Genomic DNA, 17126 nt, shown 5'->3' with positions numbered 1-17126 from the left:
CCGGAAGGATGTCGACATGACCGACGCCAAGCCCGACACCGTGGTCCTCGTCCACGGGCTGTGGATGACACCACGCAGCTGGGAAGGATGGGTGGCGCACTATCAGGCCAAGGGACTGTCCGTGCTGACCCCCGGCTATCCCGGCTTCGAGATCGAGGTCGAGGGCCTGCGGGAGAACCCGGAGATCATCGCCGATCTCACCGTTGCGGACACTGTGGACCACCTGACGGCGGTGATCGAGAGTGTGGACACCCCACCGTTGATCATGGGTCACTCGTTCGGCGGGACGCTCACCCAGCTGCTGCTGGCCCGCGGACTCGGGTCCGCCGGGGTCGTCATCGACTCGGCACCGACCGAGGGGGTCCGGGTGAACCCGATCTCCCAGGCCCGCTCCCTGTTCCCGGCGCTGAAAAATCCGGCGAACCGCCACCGGGCCGTCGGCTTCACCCCGGAGGAGTTCCACTACGCGTTCACCAACACACTCACCGAGGAGGAGTCGAAGAAGGTCTGGGACCGGTACGCCATCGCCGCGCCCGGCTTCTGGGTGTGGGAATACGGGCTGTTCGCGAACTTCAAACCGGGCCACCAGGACACCTGGGTCGACTACTCGGCCGACCGCGCTCCCTTGCTGTTCATCGGCGGCGAGCAGGACCACATCATGCCGCCGTCGGTCAACAAGTCGAACGCCAAGCACTACCACAAGTCGCCGGCGCTGACCGAGTACTTCGAGTTCGCCGGTCGGGACCACTGGACCTGTGCCGCACCGGGCTGGGAGGCCGTCGCGGACCACGCGCTGGAGTGGGGGCTGGCGCACGCCCGCACGGACCGTCCCTGGACGCAAAGCAGCTGAGCGGCCGGCGGGTCGATGGTCGAACTGACGCCTATCGGCGGGCCGACGGTGCTCATCGAACGGGGCGGGTGGCGGTTCCTGTGCACGACGAGGGTAGGCGCACGACGCCGAGTTGATCAGCCCGACGCCTGGGGCCGCGTCCGGCGCCGGCCCACCGATGGGTGACCGGATGCCGGGGAACGACTCATCCGCCCGCCGATGCTTCATGATCGACGACGGAGGGGAGCGGATCATGGAGCAGGCAGCGGTGGGCACGACGGGAGGCCCGGTGCGCGGCACCGACGACGGTCGGGTGCGCGTGTTCAGGGGCATCCGGTACGCGGCGCCGCCGACCGGTTCGCGGCGGTGGCAGGCCCCGGTTCCGCCCGAACCCTGGACCGAGCCGGCCGACGGCACGCGCTACGGTCCGGTCGCGCCCCAGCCGGCGAACCCGGTCATCGACCTCGGACCGGATGCCGTGCAGAACGAGGACTGCCTGTTCCTCAACGTCTGGTCGGCGTCGGCCGTGCGGCCGGGCGATGACTGCCCGGTCATGGTGTGGGTGCACGGGGGTGCGTACCTGCTGGGGTCCGGCAGTCAACCGCTGTACGACGCCACCGATCTCGTCGCCGACGGTGGTCTGGTCGTCGTGACCATCAACTACCGGATCGGTGCGCTGGGCTTTCTCGACCTGACCTCGATCGCCCCCGGAGCCGACGGGAATCTCGCGGTGCGGGACGTGTTGCTCGCCCTGCGGTGGGTGCAGGACAACATCGCGGCCTTCGGTGGCGACCCCGGACGGGTCACGGTCGCCGGCGAGTCGGCCGGCGGTGGCCTGGTCACCACGTTGCTGACGGTGCCCTCCGCCGCGGGCCTGTTCCAGCGGGCCATTGCCCAGAGTTCCCCGGCAACGAGCGTGTTCGACCGGGACCGATCAAGGACCGTCACCGAAGTGTTTGTGCGTCGGCTGGGTGTGAATGCAGGCCCGGCCCCGGCGCGCGGTCTCTTGGCCGCGCTCCAGGCGCTGCCGATCGACCAGGTGCAGCGCGCATCGTCGGGTACCTACAACGAGATCCCGACCGCGACGCCGGGCGTCCTGGCGTTCTTCCCGATCGTCGACGGCGACCTGGTGCCGGAGCATCCGCTGGACGCGTTCCAGGCCGGCCGGCAGCACCCGGTGCCCCTGCTGATCGGCACCAACAAGGACGAGGCGTCACTGTTCGCCCGCATGTCCGCACCGATCATGCCGGTCGCGCCGGACGCGATCCGGGGCATGTTCGGCCGGCTCGGCCGCGAGCAGCCCGAGATCGCCATGCCCGCCGAGGACCTCGTGCTGTCGGCCTACGGCGACGTGCGGGCCAAGGGCCGCGGACTGGCCGTCGCCCGGGATATCGGGTTCCGGATGCCGGCGGTCTGGCTGGCGCAGGCGCACTCGGCGGTGGCGCCGACCTACCTGTACCGATTCGACTGGGCGACGCCTATGCTGCGGGTCCTGCGGATCGGCGCCACCCACGCCACGGAATTGCCCTACCTGTGGGGCAACCTGGTCTCCGGCCCGCGCGATCCGATGTTCAAACTCGGCGGGCTGCGGACCGGTCGGGCCCTGTCGGCCCGCATGCAGCAGCGCTGGCGCGGATTCGTCGCCGGTGGCGCCCCGGACGCACCCGGCGCGGAACGCTGGCCGGCCTACGACACCCGCGGCCGGTCGACGCTGGTCATCGACCGGCGGGACGTGGTCGTCGGCGACCTCGACGCCGAGCTCCGCGCGGCGTGGGGACCGACGGTGCTCTCGTTCCGCTGACGGTCTGTCGGGCCAACGGTTGCTGCCGATCGGTCGGTCCGTCGCCTGTCCGCCGGGTGTGCCACCGCGCGGATGAAAGAGGCGACTCCTGTCACACCGATCACAAACGAGGTGAGTTCAGCCGCGCCGGCGACGTTGATCCGCGCGGGGTCGGGCGGGGCGGGGAGGGGCCGGGCAGGGCGGGGCGGGCGGGTCGGAGCAGTGAGGAGTGTCAGCCGAGGTAGGCGCTCACGCCGTCGGCCAGCCCCTGGGCCATCTGCTGCTGGCCCGCGGACGAGCTCATCAGGGCGGCGTCCGACGAATTGCGCATGTTGCCCATCTCGATCATCACCGTGGGGCGCAGGGACAGGTTCAGGCCGGCCAGGTCGTTGCGCTTCCAGAGCCCGCCCGAGCCGAGATGGTTGGACGGGGACAGGCCGCCGTTCACCAACGCGTCCCGCACGTCTCCGGCCAGCGCGTCCGATTGGGCGGCCATGGCGGCGCCGGCCGGGTCCTGCTCGGCCGTCATGACGTAGAAGCCCCGCGCGCCGGCGTCGTCCCCGTCGCCGTGGATGGAGATGACGGCGGCCGCGTTCGCGTCGTTGCCGAATGCCGCCCGCTTGTTCACGCACGGGCCGATCCCGTCGTCGCTGTTCCGCGTCATCCGCACGTCGTACCCGCGCGCCGACAGGATCGACTGCAGCTTGGTGGCCACTCCCCAGTTGAACTCGTGCTCGGTGTACCCGGCGTTGGTGGAGGTGCCGGTGGTGTTGCACGGCTTGGTCTGCCCGAAGCCCGCGTCCACCAACGCGTTGATGATGGCCGGGTTGGCGCCGTTGGCCCCGTTGTGGCCGGGGTCGATGACGACGATGCGCCCCCCGCCGCTCGCCGGCTGCGGTGGGGCGATCGCCCGGTCCTCCGTCTGCGCCGGCTCCTGCGGCTCCGGCTGCGGCTGATCGGCCGGCGCCGTGTAATCGTCGGCCGGGGCGTCGACGGCGCTGCCCGCCGGCTCGGGCGTCGGCTCCTCGGCGGGCGTCTCCGGTTCCGGTGACGGGCTCGGCGTCGGCGACTCGCTCGACGGGGTGCTCAGCCCCGGAACGGTGATCGGGTTGCCGGACGGGGTGGCGCTGACGGTCGCCGAGAAGCTGGTGCTCGGCGGATCGGCCTGCTGGACCGGCGCGGCGCAAGCGGCGAGCAGCACGGCGAGGCCGGTCGCGGCGAGCATGCCGAACCGTCCGCGGCGCGGGCGCAGGGCCTGGTGACTCATGCCGCCTACTGTGCCATCGGAGGGCGTGAGGCCCCGGTAGGCGGGCGGCGTTGCCGCGGAAGCGGGCTCGATCCGATCTGTGCGAGCCGCCGTCCGGCTGTCCCCTCGTCCCCCGATTCGGATGCCCCTCGCCCGGTCCGGCGGGCCAGCCCGATCCGGGCAACTACTGTGGCCGGTGACGGGCGGGACGCGCGCGGCCCGCCGGAACGGAGAGATACATGCTGCCCGGAATGCCGGACTTCTCCCAGATCTTGCTGCAGGCCCAGCAGATGCAGGCCGAGATGGAACGGGCCCAGGAATCGTTGACCGAGCGGGAGGTCACCGGCACGGCCGGCGGCGGTCTGGTCAGCGCGGTCCTCAACGGCGGTGGTGACCTGCTCTCCCTGTCCATCGACCCGTCGGTGGTGGACCCGGCCGACGTCGAGACACTCGAGGACCTGATCGTCGCCGCGATCCACGACGCCCGCCGGGCCGCCCAGGAGATCGCCAACGACACGATGGGGGCCGCGGCGAGCGGCCTGACCGGGTCGCTGGATCTGTCCGCGCTGGGTCTGTCCCTGCCCACCTTCGGGCCGGCGGACGAGGAGGACGAGTACCTCGACGACGAGGACGACGAGGACGACGAGGACGAGGTCGAGATCGCCGAGCTGGAGGTGCTCACCGTGGAGATGGACGGTCCGGCGGGCGACGATCGCACCCCGCCGGCCACCCCGCCGCAGCTCGGCGGCCAGGGCGGAGCCTGAGTGGCCGTGTACGAGGGTCCGGTCCAGGACCTGATCGACGAGCTCGGGCGGCTGCCGGGCATCGGCCCGAAGTCGGCGCAACGCATCGCGTTCCATCTGCTGACCGCCGATCCGGCGGACCTGACCCGGCTGCAGGCGGCCCTCCAACGGGTCAAGGACGAGGTGCGGTTCTGTGCCGTCTGCGGCAACGTCGCCGCCGACGAGACCTGCCGGATCTGTGCCGACCCGGCGCGCGAGGATGCGGTGATCTGCGTCGTCGAGGAACCCAAGGACGTCGCCGCGATCGAACGGACCCGGGAGTTCCGGGGCAAGTACCACGTCCTCGGCGGCGCCATCTCGCCGATCGACGGCATCGGACCGGATCAGCTGCGGATCGCCCCGTTGCTCACCCGGATCGCCGCGCCCGGCGTGCGCGAGGTCATCCTGGCCACCGACCCGAACCTGGAGGGCGAGGCGACCGCCACCTACCTGACCCGGTTGTTGCAGCCGTTCCCGGGCCTGACGGTGACTCGGCTGGCCAGCGGGCTGCCGGTGGGTGGTGACCTGGAGTACGCCGACGAGGTGACCCTCGGACGGGCGTTCGCCGGCCGCCGTTCGGTCGATGCCTGACCCGATCGACCCGGGCCGCCCGTCGGAGGCGACCTCGACCGGGTCGGGCGGCATCTACCACTGGCGGGACCAGCTGCGGGTCACCCTGCGCGCACTGGAACCCGACGACACCCAGCCGATGCAGCGGATCAGCCCCGAACCACTGCCCACCCCGCCCGATCTGCTCGAACTGCTGCGCGCACTGGGGGTGGCGCTGCTCAACAGCGCCGACTCGGCCGCCACCGCCACCCAGACCCTGCAGGACGTGGCCGCCGTCTACCAGGTGGATCTGCAGGCGATGGTCATGCCGACCGGCATCCTGCTGCGATCGAGCCGGTCCGAGGTCGACCTGGTGACCGTGCCGAACCGGGACCTGCGGCTCGATCAGATCGGCCAGGTCAACGACCTGGTGGAGCTGCTCAGGACGGGAACGATCAGCCCGACCGCCGGGCTGGAGCGCCTGGACCGGATCCTGACCGCCGAGCCGAGGTTCCCGGCCTGGGTGTCGGTGGTGGGCCAGATGGTGCTGGCCGTCGGCTTCGGCCTGTTGCTCAACCCCGACCTGGTCGGCCTGCCGTTCTACGCCGGGCTCGGCCTGTTCGTCGCTCTGCTGCGGCTGCTGGCCGGCCGGTGGGGCACCCTCTCGGTCGCCCTGCCGGTGCTCGCCGCGTTCCTGGTCACGGTGCTCGCGGTGACGGTCGTCGCGCCGTTCGTCCGTGACGACCCGGTCCGGTTGGTCGTCCCCGGGCTGATCACCTTCCTGCCCGGGGCGACGCTGACCATCGCCACGATCGAGCTGGCCGGCGCCCAGATCGTCTCCGGGGCCAGCCGGCTGGTCTGGGGCATGTCCCAGCTGCTGCTGCTGGCGTTCGGGGTGTTCGCGGGCCTGAACCTGATCGGCTACCCGGAGCACACCGGCGCCGTGCAGGCGGGGGCCTGGGCGCCCTGGGTCGGGGTCGCCCTGGTCGGTCTCGGCTACATGCTCTATGCCAGCGCTCCACCGGGTGCGCTGGTCTTCCTGCTGATCGCCCTGTACGGGTCGTACGCGGCGCAGGCGGCCGGCGCACTCCTGCTCACGCCGGCCCTGTCCGGCCTGCTCGGCGGGCTGGTCATCGTGCCGCTCAGTCACCTGCTGTCGAAGTTCCCGCAGAGCCCGCCCGGGGCGGTGCTGCTGCTGCCGGCGTTCTGGCTCCTGTTGCCCGGGGCGTTGGGCTTCCGGGGCGTGTCCAGCCTGGCGATGGGGGAGACCGGCGGCGTCCAAGACCTGATCATCACCGGCATCTCGATCTTCGCCGTCGCGGTCGGTGTGCTGGTCGGCATGTCCATCACGCGGGACGCCGGTGCCATCCGACGGACCTGGCGGCTTCGGCTGCTACGCCGCCGGAACCGCCGCTGATCGCCGGCGGTGCTGCGACCGTCCCGCAGCGCAGGGTCGTCAGGAGGCGGTCCGCACCTCGGACGGATCGAACTCGGCGATGACCTGGGCGGCGACCGCGGCCGAGCTCTTGCGTCGATCCATCGCGGTGCGCTGGATCCAGCGGAACGCGTCGGGCTCGGTCAGGCCGCGGTGGGTCATCAGCAGTCCCTTGGCCCGGTCGATGAGTTTGCGGGTCTCCAACCGGCGCTGGGCCGCCTCGACCTCGGCGGCCAATCGGGCAGACTCGGCGAACCGGGCGACGGCCAGCTCGACGGCGGGCAGCAGGGTGGCCCGGCTCGGGAAGGCCGGCAGGAATCCATGGGCGCCGGCGTCACGGACGGCGGCGAGCTGCTCCGGGCCGACATCGTCGGACAGCACCACCACCGGGGCGATCCGGTCGGCGGTGACCTCGGCCAGCGCCGGTTCGTCGTCCCGGCCGGGCGCGATGGCCAGCACGACGATGTCCGGACGCAGCCCCCGGGTCAGCGCGCCGGCCTCGGCGGGGTCCGCCGACTGACCGGTGACCTCGAACCCGAAGCGGGTCAGCGCGGAGGCCACCGCGGCCCGCACGGCGTCGTCGCGGTCGACGACCACCGCGGTCCGGGCCGGTTGCTCGGTTGCCGGCGATTTCGCGACCGGGTGGACGGGCGTTCCCGAGCCGGGCCGGCCTGGCCGCAGTGCGTTCATCGCCTGACACCCCTTTGCTGCATCGGCGAGCAAGGCCCCGACGGCCGAACTCGGATCGAACTACTGGTGCGTAGTTTATCAAGCACTGCGTTGCAACTCAAGCAGGGGGACTTCCCGGGCCTGTTCGGTGACCACGGGGAAGGCCGAAATCCGACAACGTTGCCATTCTCATCCGGTTTCGCCCGTCGGGCGCGTGCACTTCCGGCTGTTGTCGCCTGATGGAACCGTTGTCACCGGGTGGAAAGGGCGGGGCCATCCGTCACCTGTCGGGACGGGCGGGACGGCACCGCCGGGCGCCGGGCGGTCCGCGCCCGGCCTACTATCGAGGGCCTCCGTTGCCAGACCGGCGGTGGATGGTGGCGTGTGTCCGGAGGATCTGTGACGACTGAATCCACGGCCGAGGTCGCCCTGGCGGTCGACATCGGCGGCACCAAGGTGGATTCTGCACTGGTGACGCCGGCCGGTGTCGTCCTGCGGGGCAGCAACGCCCGCCGGCCGACCGGGCGGGCCTCGACTCGCGAGCAGATCGCCGGTTCGATCCGGGAGGCGGCCGCGGCGGCGCTGGCGACGCTGACGCCCGGCCAACGGCTGGTCGGCATCGGAGTTGGCTCGGCCGGACCCGTCGACCTGCCGTCCGGTTCGATTTCCCCGCTCAACCTGCCGACGGCGGCCGGCCTGGTGATCACCGAGGTGCTGGCGGGCCTGGCACCCGACGCTCCGGTCGTGCTGGCGCTGGACGGCACCTGCATCGCGCTGGCCGAACACTGGCTGGGCGAGCTGGCGGGATGTGCCAACGGCCTGGCCATGGTGGTGTCCACCGGGGTGGGCGGCGGCTTCATCGCGAACGGCCGCCCGGTCACCGGAACCACCGGCAACGCCGGGCACATCGGGCAGATCCGGGTGCGGACCCGCGACGCCGACGACCCGGTGGCCAGCACCCTGGAAGCCATCGCCGCCGGGCCCGGCACGGTGGCCTGGGCCCGGTCCCAGGGTTGGGACGGCAGCACCGGCGAGGAGCTGGCCACCGCCTACCGGGCCGGCTCGCCGATCGCCGGGCGTGCGGTCGAACGTTCCGCATCGGCCGTCGGCGAGGCGATCGCCACCGCGACGACGCTCTACGACCTGCAGGCGGTGGCCATCGCCGGGGGTTTCGTCAACGTCGCGGACGACTACATCGATCGGGTCCGGGCGTCGGTGCTGCGGGCCGCCTTGCACCCGTACGCCCGGGCGGTGCGGGTGACCCGCTCGTCACTGGCCGACGACGGGCCGCTGCTGGGCGCCGCCGCGCTGATCCTGCGGCGCTGAATCGCCCCGTCGCGGGCGAAACCGGCCCGACCGGGGACCGCCCTCAGCCGGCGATGGCGGTCCGGCGTCCGATACGGCTCATCGTGGCGTACACCGCCGCCGCCACGATCATGCCGCCCGGCAGGGCCAGGTCCACGCCGGTCAGCGCCGCGACCGGCCCGGTGTAGACCGTGTCCACACACAGCGCGGGCGTTGCGACGCAGCACGATGTCGGTGGCATACACGGCCATGCTCGGGCCCAACAGCACCACGGTCAGCTGCAGCACGTTGCTCACGGTGTCCAGGAAGTTGGAGATCAACAGCCCGTACAGGGTCAGCCCGACCGACGCGGCGCCGTCCAGCAGCACGCTGCGGGACCGGCTGATCCGCACCCCGATCGCCTGCAGGGCCAGGCCGGCGGAGTAGGCGGTCAGCGCGTTGACCGAGATGGTGCCCAACACCAGGGCCAGCAGGAACACCGGCGCGAACCAGCCGGGCAGGATCTGCTGCAGCGCGCCCTGCGGGTCGGACATGTCGACCGCGGTGGCGGCGACGGCGCCGATCGAGCAGACCAGGACGCTGGGCAGGAAGCCGCCCAGCGCGGTCCAGCCGGCCGTCGCCACCTTCGAGGAGGTGCGTGGCAGGTAGCGGGAGAAATCCGGGCTGTTGGTGTAGGACATCGGCCCGGAGGCGATCAGTGTGATTCCGGCGAAGACCGTTGCCCACAGACCGATCCCGGTCAGTTCACTCGCCGGGGCGGCCGAGAAGTCGGTGACCGACGCCACGCTCGCGCCGACCACGGCGAACACGGCGACCAGGGCGATGGTGATCGGCAGGTACAGCCGGACGATGGTGGCGTGCCCGAACACGCTGATGGCCAACGTGACCGCGGCGATCACGACCACGACGACGACCGTCTCCAGGGTGTTCTGCTCGATGCCGACCCGCTCCAGCAGGGCGAAGGCGGCGACCGAGGCGGCGGCCAGGTTCAGTGCGAAGTAGCAGACCGAGATGAGCCAGCCGCTGATGGCGGTGTACACCCGGTTGCCGCGGACCCCGTACATCGCGCGGGTGATCACCTCGCTCGGCGTGCCGGCGGCGGGTCCGGATACGGAAAGGAATCCGGGCAGCAGCCAGCACAGGTTGCCGACCACGATCACCGCGAGTGCCTGGGGCAGGGTCAGGCCCATCAGCACCAGCGCGGCGCCGACGACCAAACTCAGGTAGTTCACGTTGGCGCCGGCCCACACCCAGAACAACTCGATCGGCCGGCCGTGCCGCTCGGAGTCAGGAATGTGGTCGATGCCGTGGGTCTCGATGCGGCCGGCCCGCTCCGGTCCGGTGATTGCGTCCTCCGGCCGGGGGTGGGGGCGGGTCGGTTCGACGAGTGTCATGGGGTCTCCATCGGGACGGGGTGGCGGGTCTGCGGAAGTTATTGGTCGTGCGACCAATTGCTTATTGGTCACGTATTCAATAACATGGTCGGCATGACGTCAACCCTCGATCGCAAACGAGTGCGCAAGGACCCGGCCACCCGGCGCGCGGAGATCGTCGCGGCCGCCGGGGCCATCGCGTTGGCGGAGGGATTGGAGTGTGTGACGTTGCGCCGGGTGGCCGACGACCTGGCCGTCCGACCGGGGCTGATCAGTCATTACTTCCCGTCGGCCGACGACCTGGTGGCGGAGGCGTACGGCAGCGCGGCCGGGGCGGAGTTGGACCTGCTGATGCCCGCGTCCGACGCCGGCTGCCCGCCGACGGTCCGGCTCGGCCGGTTCTTCGCGCGAACCATGTCCGACTCCTACGACGAGATGAGCCGGCTCTGGGTCAACGTCCGGCACCTGGCCCGGTACCGGCCGCTGCTCGCCGAGCGGGTGCACATCCAGGAGGCGGCCTGGCGGGACCGCCTCGGTGCACTCCTGACCGACGGCATCGCGGCCGGCGAGTTCAGCACCGCGGACCCGGAGGTCGTCGTCATGAAGATCCTGGTCGTCCTCGACGGCCTGTCCGCCCACGTGAATACCGGCACCATCCGGCGTCCCGAGCAGGTCAACCTGATGGGCGTCGCGCTGGCCGAGCAGGAACTGGGCCTGCCGGCGGGGGCGCTCCTGCCGCTCGGCCGGCTGCCGGACGCGGACGCCGAGGGATGAGGATGGACGGATGCTGATCGCGGCCCTGGGTAGTTCGTTCGCGGCCGGCCCGACCCTGGAACCGATCGCCGATCGGGCGGCGATGCGGTCGGCCGTCAACTACCCGCACCGCCTGGCGGCGGCCCTGGGCGCCGAGCTCGTCGACCTCTCCGTGTCCGGCGCGACCTGCGGCACGATCCTGGATGCGCCGCAGGCGATCGCACCGGGCGTGCAGTTCCCGCCGCAGATCGACGGCCTGCCGGCGGACGCCGATCTGGTCACCATCACCGCGGGTGGCAACGACCTGCGGTACATCGGCTCGATGCTGGCCACGGCCTGGCGCCGGCACGACCCGAGCGCCCGGATGAGTGCCCTGCTCGGCCCGCCGTACCCCGGCATCCCGCCGGCCACGCCCGAGTCGATCGATGCGGTGGCGGCCGACCTGGTCCGGATCGTGGAGGCGGTGCGGGTCCGGGCGCCGCGGGCACGCGTCGTCCTGGTCGACTACCTGACGGTGCTGGGGGCCGCTTCCCGACCATCGGTCGTCGACTTCGCGCCGGCCGAGCTGACCGCGTTCCGGGCCCTGCAGGACGCCCTCGATCAGGCCTACCGATCCGCGGCCGGGCGGTCGGGCGCCGAGCTGGTGACGGCATCCGAGCACAGCCGCGACCACGGGCTCGGGTCCGCCGAGCCGTGGATCAACGACTTCATTCCGAACCCGCGGCGCACCGCCGGCTCGTTCCATCCGACCGAGGCCGGCATGTCGGCCGTCGCCGACATGGTGGTCACGGCCGTGGCCTGAGCCGCTCGGTATAGTCCGACCAAAATGATCAACGGCCCGCTCGGTCGGCGGTCGAACGGGCTCACACCACGCGCGCCCGCGGCGCGCGGGATTGGGATGTCATGACCCTGCCCACCCGGCGACCCGGTCTGGTCACACTGCTGCTGATCCTGGTCGTCGTCGAGGGCCTGTTCTCGATCTTCGCCGGGCTGCTGTTCGTGCTCGCGCGGGACGATGCGACCGTCACGGGCGACCTCGAGGCGGCGGGTGCCACCGGCTCGTCGATCGCGCTCTGGGTCGGCATCCTGCTGATCGTGATCGGCGTCGTCTACCTGCTGGTCGCCCGCGGGCTGGCCAACGGCAACGGGTTCGCCCGCTTCGTGGTGATGGCGGTGACGGTCATCAACATCGCCGCCGCCCTCTGGCTGCTGTTCACCCATCCCGGGGGTGCGCGCTGGTCGACCATCGGCAGCATCCTGCTCGGGGTGATCGTGCTGGCGATCCTGTACTCGCCCAAGGCCTCGGCCTTCTTCCGCACCAACTGAGCCCGCCCGTGCAGCCTGACCCGGCCGAGCTGGCGGAACCCACCGCGCCGGCCGAAATGGCCCAGGTGGCGGAACCGGCCGAGGCGGTCCGGCGCGCCGCGATCGCGCTGAGCGCCATCGCCCAGAGCGGGCTGCACTACGCCGGCGACAAATACGACGTCGACCGCTACCAGAAGCTGACGGCGCTGGCCCTGGACCTGCTCACCGTGGCCGGGGGCGGTTCGCCCGACCGCTGGCGGCTGCAGCTCGGTGACGACCGCGGGTACGCCACCCCGAAGGTCGACGTGCGGGGTGCGCTGGTCGACGACCGGGAACGCGTGCTGCTGATGCGCGAGCGACTCGACGGCTTCTGGTCGCTGCCCGGGGGATGGGCCGACCCGCTGGACACCCCGTCGGCCGCGGTCGAGCGCGAGGTGCTGGAAGAGACCGGCTACGGGGCCCGGGCGGTCAAGCTCGTCGGCTGCTGGGACCGCGACGCCCGCGGGCACACGCCGACGCTGCCGTTCGCCATCTACAAGCTGTTCTTTCTCTGCCGGGCCACCGGCGAGGTCGGTCCGCCCCATGCGTTGGAGACGCTGGAGGTCGGCTGGTTCGGCCTGGACGAACTGCCGCCGCTGTCATCGGGCCGGATCAACACCTACGAACTCGGGCGGATCGTCGCGCACCACCGCGACCGTTCGCTGCCCACCGAGTTCGACTGACCCGTCCGCGCGGGTCGGTGGCCGTTCGGAGCGCGTGGTGCTCACCGGCGCGGAGACGTACTCCCGCGCTCGCCGAGGGACTCCAGCTCCGCCGACGGCACGTAGACACCAGGCCGGACGGCGATCAGCTCGCGCCGGCCGAGCCTGCGCTTGATGTCGTCGCGGGTGTCGCCCTGATCGAGCAGGTCCGCCCGAAGGGTCAGCGGAACGGCGCGGTCACGGTCGGGGCGCCACTCGTCCCGACCCGTCGTACTGCACTCCACCAACACCGATCCACTCCCTGGCGCCGTGGAGTGAAGTCGCAGGGACTGGAGTGAGCAGGCGGTGTCCGCCCGAGCATGCTGTACCGACCGGTTGGTACAGTAAAAACGGTTGCCGATCGTCGTCGTGAAGGTGTGGGGTAGGTTTCGTGTTCGGCTCGTATGCGAAGGTGCTGCGGCGTCCGGGGGCGCTGCGGTTCTCTGCGGCGGGCTTCCTGGCGCGGATGCAGATGTCCATGATCGGCCTCGGGGCCGTGCTGCTGCTGTCGGCCGAACGCGGCTCCTTCGCGGTGGCCGGCACGGTGGCCGCGATCTATGCCCTGTCGAACGCGGTCATCGGCCCGCAGGTGAGCCGGCTCATCGACTCGTTCGGTCAGTCCAGGATCGTGCCGATCCAGTTGCTGGTGCACGTGCCCGCCCTGGTGGCGATGATCGCGATCACCCTGTGGACCACCCTGACCTGGCCGATCTTCCTGCTGGCGTTCCTTGCCGGGGCCTCGCAGCCGATCATGGGCCCGCTGGTCCGGGCGCGCTGGTCGGCGCAACTGCACGGCAGCCCGCTGCTGCGCACCGCCTTCGCGTGGGAGTCGCTGATCGACGAGGCCGTCTTCATCATCGGACCGCCGCTGGCCACCATCGTCGCGCTGCAGATCAATCCGAGCGCCGGACTGCTGCTGGCCACGGTCCTGCTGATCATCGGGTCGGTCCTGCTGCTCTCGCAGCGGTCGACCGAGCCGACGCCGACGGGTCGGCATGCCGCGGGCAAGGGGAAGCCGGCGATCCTGCTGCCGGGCGTCGCGGCCGTGGCCGCGGTGTTCGTCATGATGGGTGCGTTGTTCGGCTCCTTCGAGGTCACCACCGTCGCCTTCACCAAGGAGTCGGGGGTGCCGGAGGCGGCCGGGATCGTGCTGGCCCTGTACGCGTTCGGTTCGCTGCTGGCCGGGCTGATCTTCGGCGCACTGACCCTGCGGGCATCGCTGCTGCGCCAGTTCGTGATCGCGACCGCCGTGCTGGCCGTGGTCACCGCCCCGCTGCCCTTCCTGCCGCAGGTGTGGCAGGTCGCGATCGGCTTGTTCGTCGCCGGGATCGCCTGCTCACCCGTGTTGATCTCCGGGATGGCGTTCATCGAGCGGGTCGTCCCGACGGGCCGGCTGACCGAGTCGATGGCGTGGGTCACCTCGGGGGTGGCCGTCGGCATCGCGTTGGCCTCGCCGCTGGCCGGGGTGATCATCGACGAGTTCGGTGCCCGGACCGCGTACTGGGTCACTTCCGGCGCCGCGCTCGGCGCGGTCCTGGTGGCCCTGGTGTTCCTGCCGTCCTTGCGGCGGGCGCAGGCGTCGGCCGCGCAGCCGGCGGAGCGAGTGCTCGCCGCGGGCGAGCCCAGCTCGACCGTCAGCCCCTGACGCCGCCCGCGCCCACTCGCCGACCCGCTCCCACCCCCGCCCCGCCCCTGCTGACCGCCGTGCCGACCCGGCCAACCCTCGCCGACTCGCCACATACGCATATTCGGAATCGATCCAGAACCTGCATATGTGGCGAGTCGACGCGCCGGGGCGGGGCGGGGTGGGGCGAGGGGACGGGGGCGGGCCGGGGTCAGCGGGTCAGGCCGGCCGCCCGTCGGCGACGACCTTCTCCTGCTGCGTCGGCGGCGGCACCCGGCGGGGGATCCAGAAGCCGAGCCAGGCGCCGCCGAGGACTCCGACGACGCCCATCGACGCGATGCCCAGGCCCAGGGTGGCGACCGCGGTCACCCCGGCGATGACGAACGGCCCGGCGGCGTTGCCGCCGTCCGAGAACACCCGCCAGATGCCGAGGAACACCGGTCGCCGGCCGGGTGGGGCGAGGTCGGCGCCCAGCGTCATCACCAGGCCGGCGCTCATTCCGTTGCCGATGCCCATGATCACGCCGATCACCATCAGCCAGGCGGCGTCGCCGGCCAGCGGCAGCAGGATGAGGGACAGGCCGAGCACGGCCATCGACGGGATCGCCACCCACATCCGGCCGAACCGGTCCATCACCTTGCCGGCCGGGTAGAACAGCACCATGTCGACGGCGCCGGAGATGCCGAAGATCAGCGAGATCGCGGACGCCGACAGCCCGAGTTCCTGCCCCCACAGGGGCAGCGCGACCTGCCGGACGGCGCGGATCGCGCTGACCGTCAGGACGCCGACGCCGAGGGTGGCGAACACGGACCGCTGTTCCCGCAGCACGGCGCCGAACGACGCCCGCGGCTGGGCCGCGCCGGGTGGGGCGTCGGACTCGATGTCCAGGTCGCCGACCACCAGCAGGATGCCGGCCGCGATCAGGGCGGCCACGATGTGCACCGCGTAGGCGCCCCACAGGCCCACCCAGTGCACCATCGCCGACCCGATGAACGGGCCGACGAACAGCCCGATCCGGAACACCCCACCGAGCGTGGACATGGCCCGGGCCCGCAACCGGTACGGCACGACCTCGGTGACGTAGGCCTGCCGGGCCAGCAGCCAGACAGCGGTGCACATGCCGGTCACGAAGATCGCCGCGGTGAACAGCGCGATGTGGTGGGCCACAATGCAACCGACCAGCGCCAGGACGGTCAGCAGGGCCGCGCCGATCATCGTCGGCCGCTCGCCGAACCGGTGCACCAGGGAACCTGCCGGGATGTCCGCGACGATCTGCCCGAGACCGGCGGAGGCGACCACGAGGGCCGCCATCGCCGGGCTTGCGCCCAGCTCCGTCGCGGAAATGACGATGACCGGGGCGATCGCGCCCTGCCCGACCGCAAAGACCGCGGGTGGCACGAACGCGGCCGGCGCGATGGCGCGCAGCGTCACCTCTCGGCGTTCCCCGCCCGGCATGAGCACCACCCCTTCGCCCGAACCGAAGCTACGCGAAGCAACCTGCGCGGCGGCCGGTGATTCAGGTCGCCCCGCTGAGCGGGAACCGGTCCGGCGACGGGATCAGTGCTGCCGGGCGACGACGGCGGCGATCTCGACCCGCGAATGGAGGTCCAACTTGCGCAGGATGTTCGAGATGTGCGTCTGCACGGTTCGCGGCGACAGGTACAGCTCGGCGGCGATCCGGCCAGCAGGGCCCATCGCAGCCGGCCGTCGGGCACCGGGGTGCCCCAGGACTCTCGGGCCGGCCGGGCGGCCAGGTCGACGTTGCCGCGGGCCTCGGCGAGCAGCATGGCGCCGAGCGTGGGAAAGGGCAGCGGGCCCTCGTGCCGGCAGTCGGCCACCTGCCACGCGTCCCACACGACGTCCGCCTCGTCCAGCCGGCCGCGTTGCACCAGAATCGTCAGCCGACCACCGGTCACCCGGCTCACCCAGCTCGTCCCGGTGCCGTCGGCCGTCTGTGCGCCCTCGTCGAACACGGCCAGCGCGTCGTCCCAGCGTCCGGCGCAGAACGTTCACGCCTCTCGCCAAGACAGTGCCGTCGCGGGCTCGGGTCCCTGAGTGAGCGCCTGGTGGCAGCGAGCGTGGTGGAAACACAGCTGGACGGCGGTCGGGACCAGTGCGGCGCCCGACCTGATCGGCCCCGGGTCGGGCTCGGCCGGCTACGGTTCGCGACCGGACAGCACGCTGATCCAGCGGCGCAGGTGGATCAGCGCATGCTCGTAGTCCGGGTCGGTGTGCGACTCCGGCAGGTAGTGGGCGATCAGCTGCAATGCGGCGTCGGTTCGGCCGGTGCTGATGGCCGTATGCACCAACAGCCGGGAGAGCATGTTCCGGGTCGCCGGATCCCGGGTGGTCACCAAAGCAGATCGAGCCACCTCGGTCGCCTCCGTCGCCTCGGTCATCCGGCCGGCAGTGGCCTGGGCCCCGGTGAGCGACGGCGACGGCGCCGGCCTCGCCGGATCCGGGCACGGTCGTCACCGAGGCCAGCAGATCGGCCGCCTGCTCCGGCGCGAAGGCCAGGTCGTCCGCGGCCATCCGCAGCACCTGCTGCACGTCCGGGCCCCGCGGCCCGGCATCCCGCTGTGTCCGGCGATCTCGGTGGGCAGCCCGACTGACTCCGCCCCGCCCCACATTCCGTGTTGATCATGGCTCGCGCACGTTCTGACTCGCCTGGATTCATATGGTCGATGCAACACACCCTGACTGAGAGTGTTGCGTCTTCTCAAGATCGATGACCGG

General features: G+C 71.7%; 17 protein-coding genes and 1 pseudogene. 11 read left to right on the top strand and 7 right to left on the bottom strand.

All coding sequences use genetic code 11. From position 1 onward, the window contains the following. The first annotated feature begins 16 nt into the window (after positions 1-16). On the top strand, positions 17-850 hold the full coding sequence (locus ACILSK_RS24120) for an alpha/beta hydrolase (protein WP_395729734.1): 834 nt from the start codon (positions 17-19) through the stop codon (positions 848-850). 205 nt (positions 851-1055) lie between these two features. Further along, positions 1056-2630, top strand: coding sequence for a carboxylesterase/lipase family protein (locus ACILSK_RS24115; RefSeq protein WP_395729733.1), 1575 nt, complete (start codon positions 1056-1058; stop codon positions 2628-2630). Positions 2631-2841: 211 nt separating this feature from the next. Here the strand turns inward: ACILSK_RS24115 and ACILSK_RS24110 are convergent, their stop codons facing one another. Then, on the bottom strand, positions 2842-3876 hold the full coding sequence (locus ACILSK_RS24110; protein WP_395729732.1) for an N-acetylmuramoyl-L-alanine amidase: 1035 nt from the start codon (positions 3874-3876) through the stop codon (positions 2842-2844). Positions 3877-4094: 218 nt separating this feature from the next. Between ACILSK_RS24110 and ACILSK_RS24105 the strand changes: the two genes are divergently transcribed. From ACILSK_RS24105 to ACILSK_RS24095, 3 genes are read left to right on the top strand one after another with little or no spacing between them, the layout of a single operon-like run. Then, positions 4095-4619 (top strand): YbaB/EbfC family nucleoid-associated protein, encoded by a 525-nt coding sequence (locus ACILSK_RS24105; protein ID WP_395729731.1) that lies wholly within the window; start codon positions 4095-4097, stop codon positions 4617-4619. Between the two features lie 6 nt (positions 4620-4625). Next, a complete protein-coding gene (recR, locus tag ACILSK_RS24100; RefSeq protein WP_395729757.1) occupies positions 4626-5228 on the top strand; it encodes a recombination mediator RecR in 603 nt (200 codons plus the stop codon). After that, on the top strand, positions 5221-6603 hold the full coding sequence (locus ACILSK_RS24095) for a threonine/serine exporter ThrE family protein (RefSeq protein ID WP_395729730.1): 1383 nt from the start codon (positions 5221-5223) through the stop codon (positions 6601-6603). Before recR ends, ACILSK_RS24095 begins: the two co-directional genes overlap by 8 nt. A 39-nt stretch (positions 6604-6642) precedes the next feature. Here the strand turns inward: ACILSK_RS24095 and ACILSK_RS24090 are convergent, their stop codons facing one another. Next, positions 6643-7311 carry an ANTAR domain-containing response regulator gene (locus tag ACILSK_RS24090; RefSeq protein WP_395729729.1) on the bottom strand — a complete coding sequence of 223 codons (669 nt, stop codon included), beginning with the start codon at positions 7309-7311 and terminating at the stop codon, positions 6643-6645. 378 nt (positions 7312-7689) lie between these two features. Here ACILSK_RS24090 and ACILSK_RS24085 point away from each other — a divergent pair, with 378 nt between their 5' ends. After that, positions 7690-8616: an ROK family protein gene (locus tag ACILSK_RS24085; protein ID WP_395729728.1), complete on the top strand. Its 927-nt coding sequence runs from the start codon at positions 7690-7692 to the stop codon at positions 8614-8616. 242 nt (positions 8617-8858) lie between these two features. Here the strand turns inward: ACILSK_RS24085 and ACILSK_RS24080 are convergent. After that, positions 8859-9989, bottom strand: a pseudogene (locus ACILSK_RS24080) (purine-cytosine permease family protein); the annotation flags it as partial. Between the two features lie 93 nt (positions 9990-10082). On the opposite strand from ACILSK_RS24080, the gene ACILSK_RS24075 reads away from it, so the two are divergent. The 4 genes from ACILSK_RS24075 (at position 10083) to ACILSK_RS24060 (ending at position 12748) form a co-directional block, all read left to right on the top strand. Continuing rightward, positions 10083-10742 carry a TetR family transcriptional regulator C-terminal domain-containing protein gene (locus ACILSK_RS24075; protein ID WP_395729727.1) on the top strand — a complete coding sequence of 220 codons (660 nt, stop codon included), beginning with the start codon at positions 10083-10085 and terminating at the stop codon, positions 10740-10742. A 10-nt stretch (positions 10743-10752) separates the two neighbouring features. Further along, the gene (locus ACILSK_RS24070) at positions 10753-11523 is read left to right on the top strand and encodes an SGNH/GDSL hydrolase family protein (RefSeq protein ID WP_395729726.1); all 771 of its coding nucleotides are present in this window, start codon (positions 10753-10755) and stop codon (positions 11521-11523) included. Between the two features lie 101 nt (positions 11524-11624). After that, positions 11625-12047 (top strand): hypothetical protein, encoded by a 423-nt coding sequence (locus tag ACILSK_RS24065; RefSeq protein ID WP_395729725.1) that lies wholly within the window; start codon positions 11625-11627, stop codon positions 12045-12047. Between the two features lie 8 nt (positions 12048-12055). Then, positions 12056-12748, top strand: a complete 693-nt coding sequence (locus ACILSK_RS24060) for an NUDIX hydrolase N-terminal domain-containing protein (RefSeq protein WP_395729724.1) — start codon at positions 12056-12058, stop codon at positions 12746-12748. A gap of 41 nt (positions 12749-12789) precedes the next feature. Here the strand turns inward: ACILSK_RS24060 and ACILSK_RS24055 are convergent, their stop codons facing one another. After that, positions 12790-13017: a hypothetical protein gene (locus ACILSK_RS24055; RefSeq protein WP_395729723.1), complete on the bottom strand. Its 228-nt coding sequence runs from the start codon at positions 13015-13017 to the stop codon at positions 12790-12792. A gap of 140 nt (positions 13018-13157) precedes the next feature. Here ACILSK_RS24055 and ACILSK_RS24050 point away from each other — a divergent pair, with 140 nt between their 5' ends. Beyond that, a complete protein-coding gene (locus tag ACILSK_RS24050) occupies positions 13158-14411 on the top strand; it encodes an MFS transporter (protein WP_395729722.1) in 1254 nt (417 codons plus the stop codon). Between the two features lie 198 nt (positions 14412-14609). On the opposite strand, the gene ACILSK_RS24045 is transcribed toward ACILSK_RS24050, so the two are convergent. The 3 genes from ACILSK_RS24045 to ACILSK_RS24035 form a co-directional block, all read right to left on the bottom strand. Beyond that, positions 14610-15821 carry an MFS transporter gene (locus ACILSK_RS24045; RefSeq protein ID WP_395729721.1) on the bottom strand — a complete coding sequence of 404 codons (1212 nt, stop codon included), beginning with the start codon at positions 15819-15821 and terminating at the stop codon, positions 14610-14612. Between the two features lie 126 nt (positions 15822-15947). Continuing rightward, complete coding sequence (locus ACILSK_RS24040; RefSeq protein WP_395729720.1) at positions 15948-16085, bottom strand: response regulator transcription factor; 138 nt, start codon at positions 16083-16085, stop codon at positions 15948-15950. Positions 16086-16546: 461 nt separating this feature from the next. Continuing rightward, positions 16547-16789: a hypothetical protein gene (locus ACILSK_RS24035; RefSeq protein ID WP_395729719.1), complete on the bottom strand. Its 243-nt coding sequence runs from the start codon at positions 16787-16789 to the stop codon at positions 16547-16549. Positions 16790-17126: the final 337 nt, after the last annotated feature.

Source organism: Nakamurella sp. (genome assembly GCF_044224575.1).
Classification (GTDB): Bacteria; Actinomycetota; Actinomycetes; order Mycobacteriales; family Nakamurellaceae; genus Nakamurella.
This window is presented reverse-complemented; position numbering and strand designations above follow the sequence as displayed.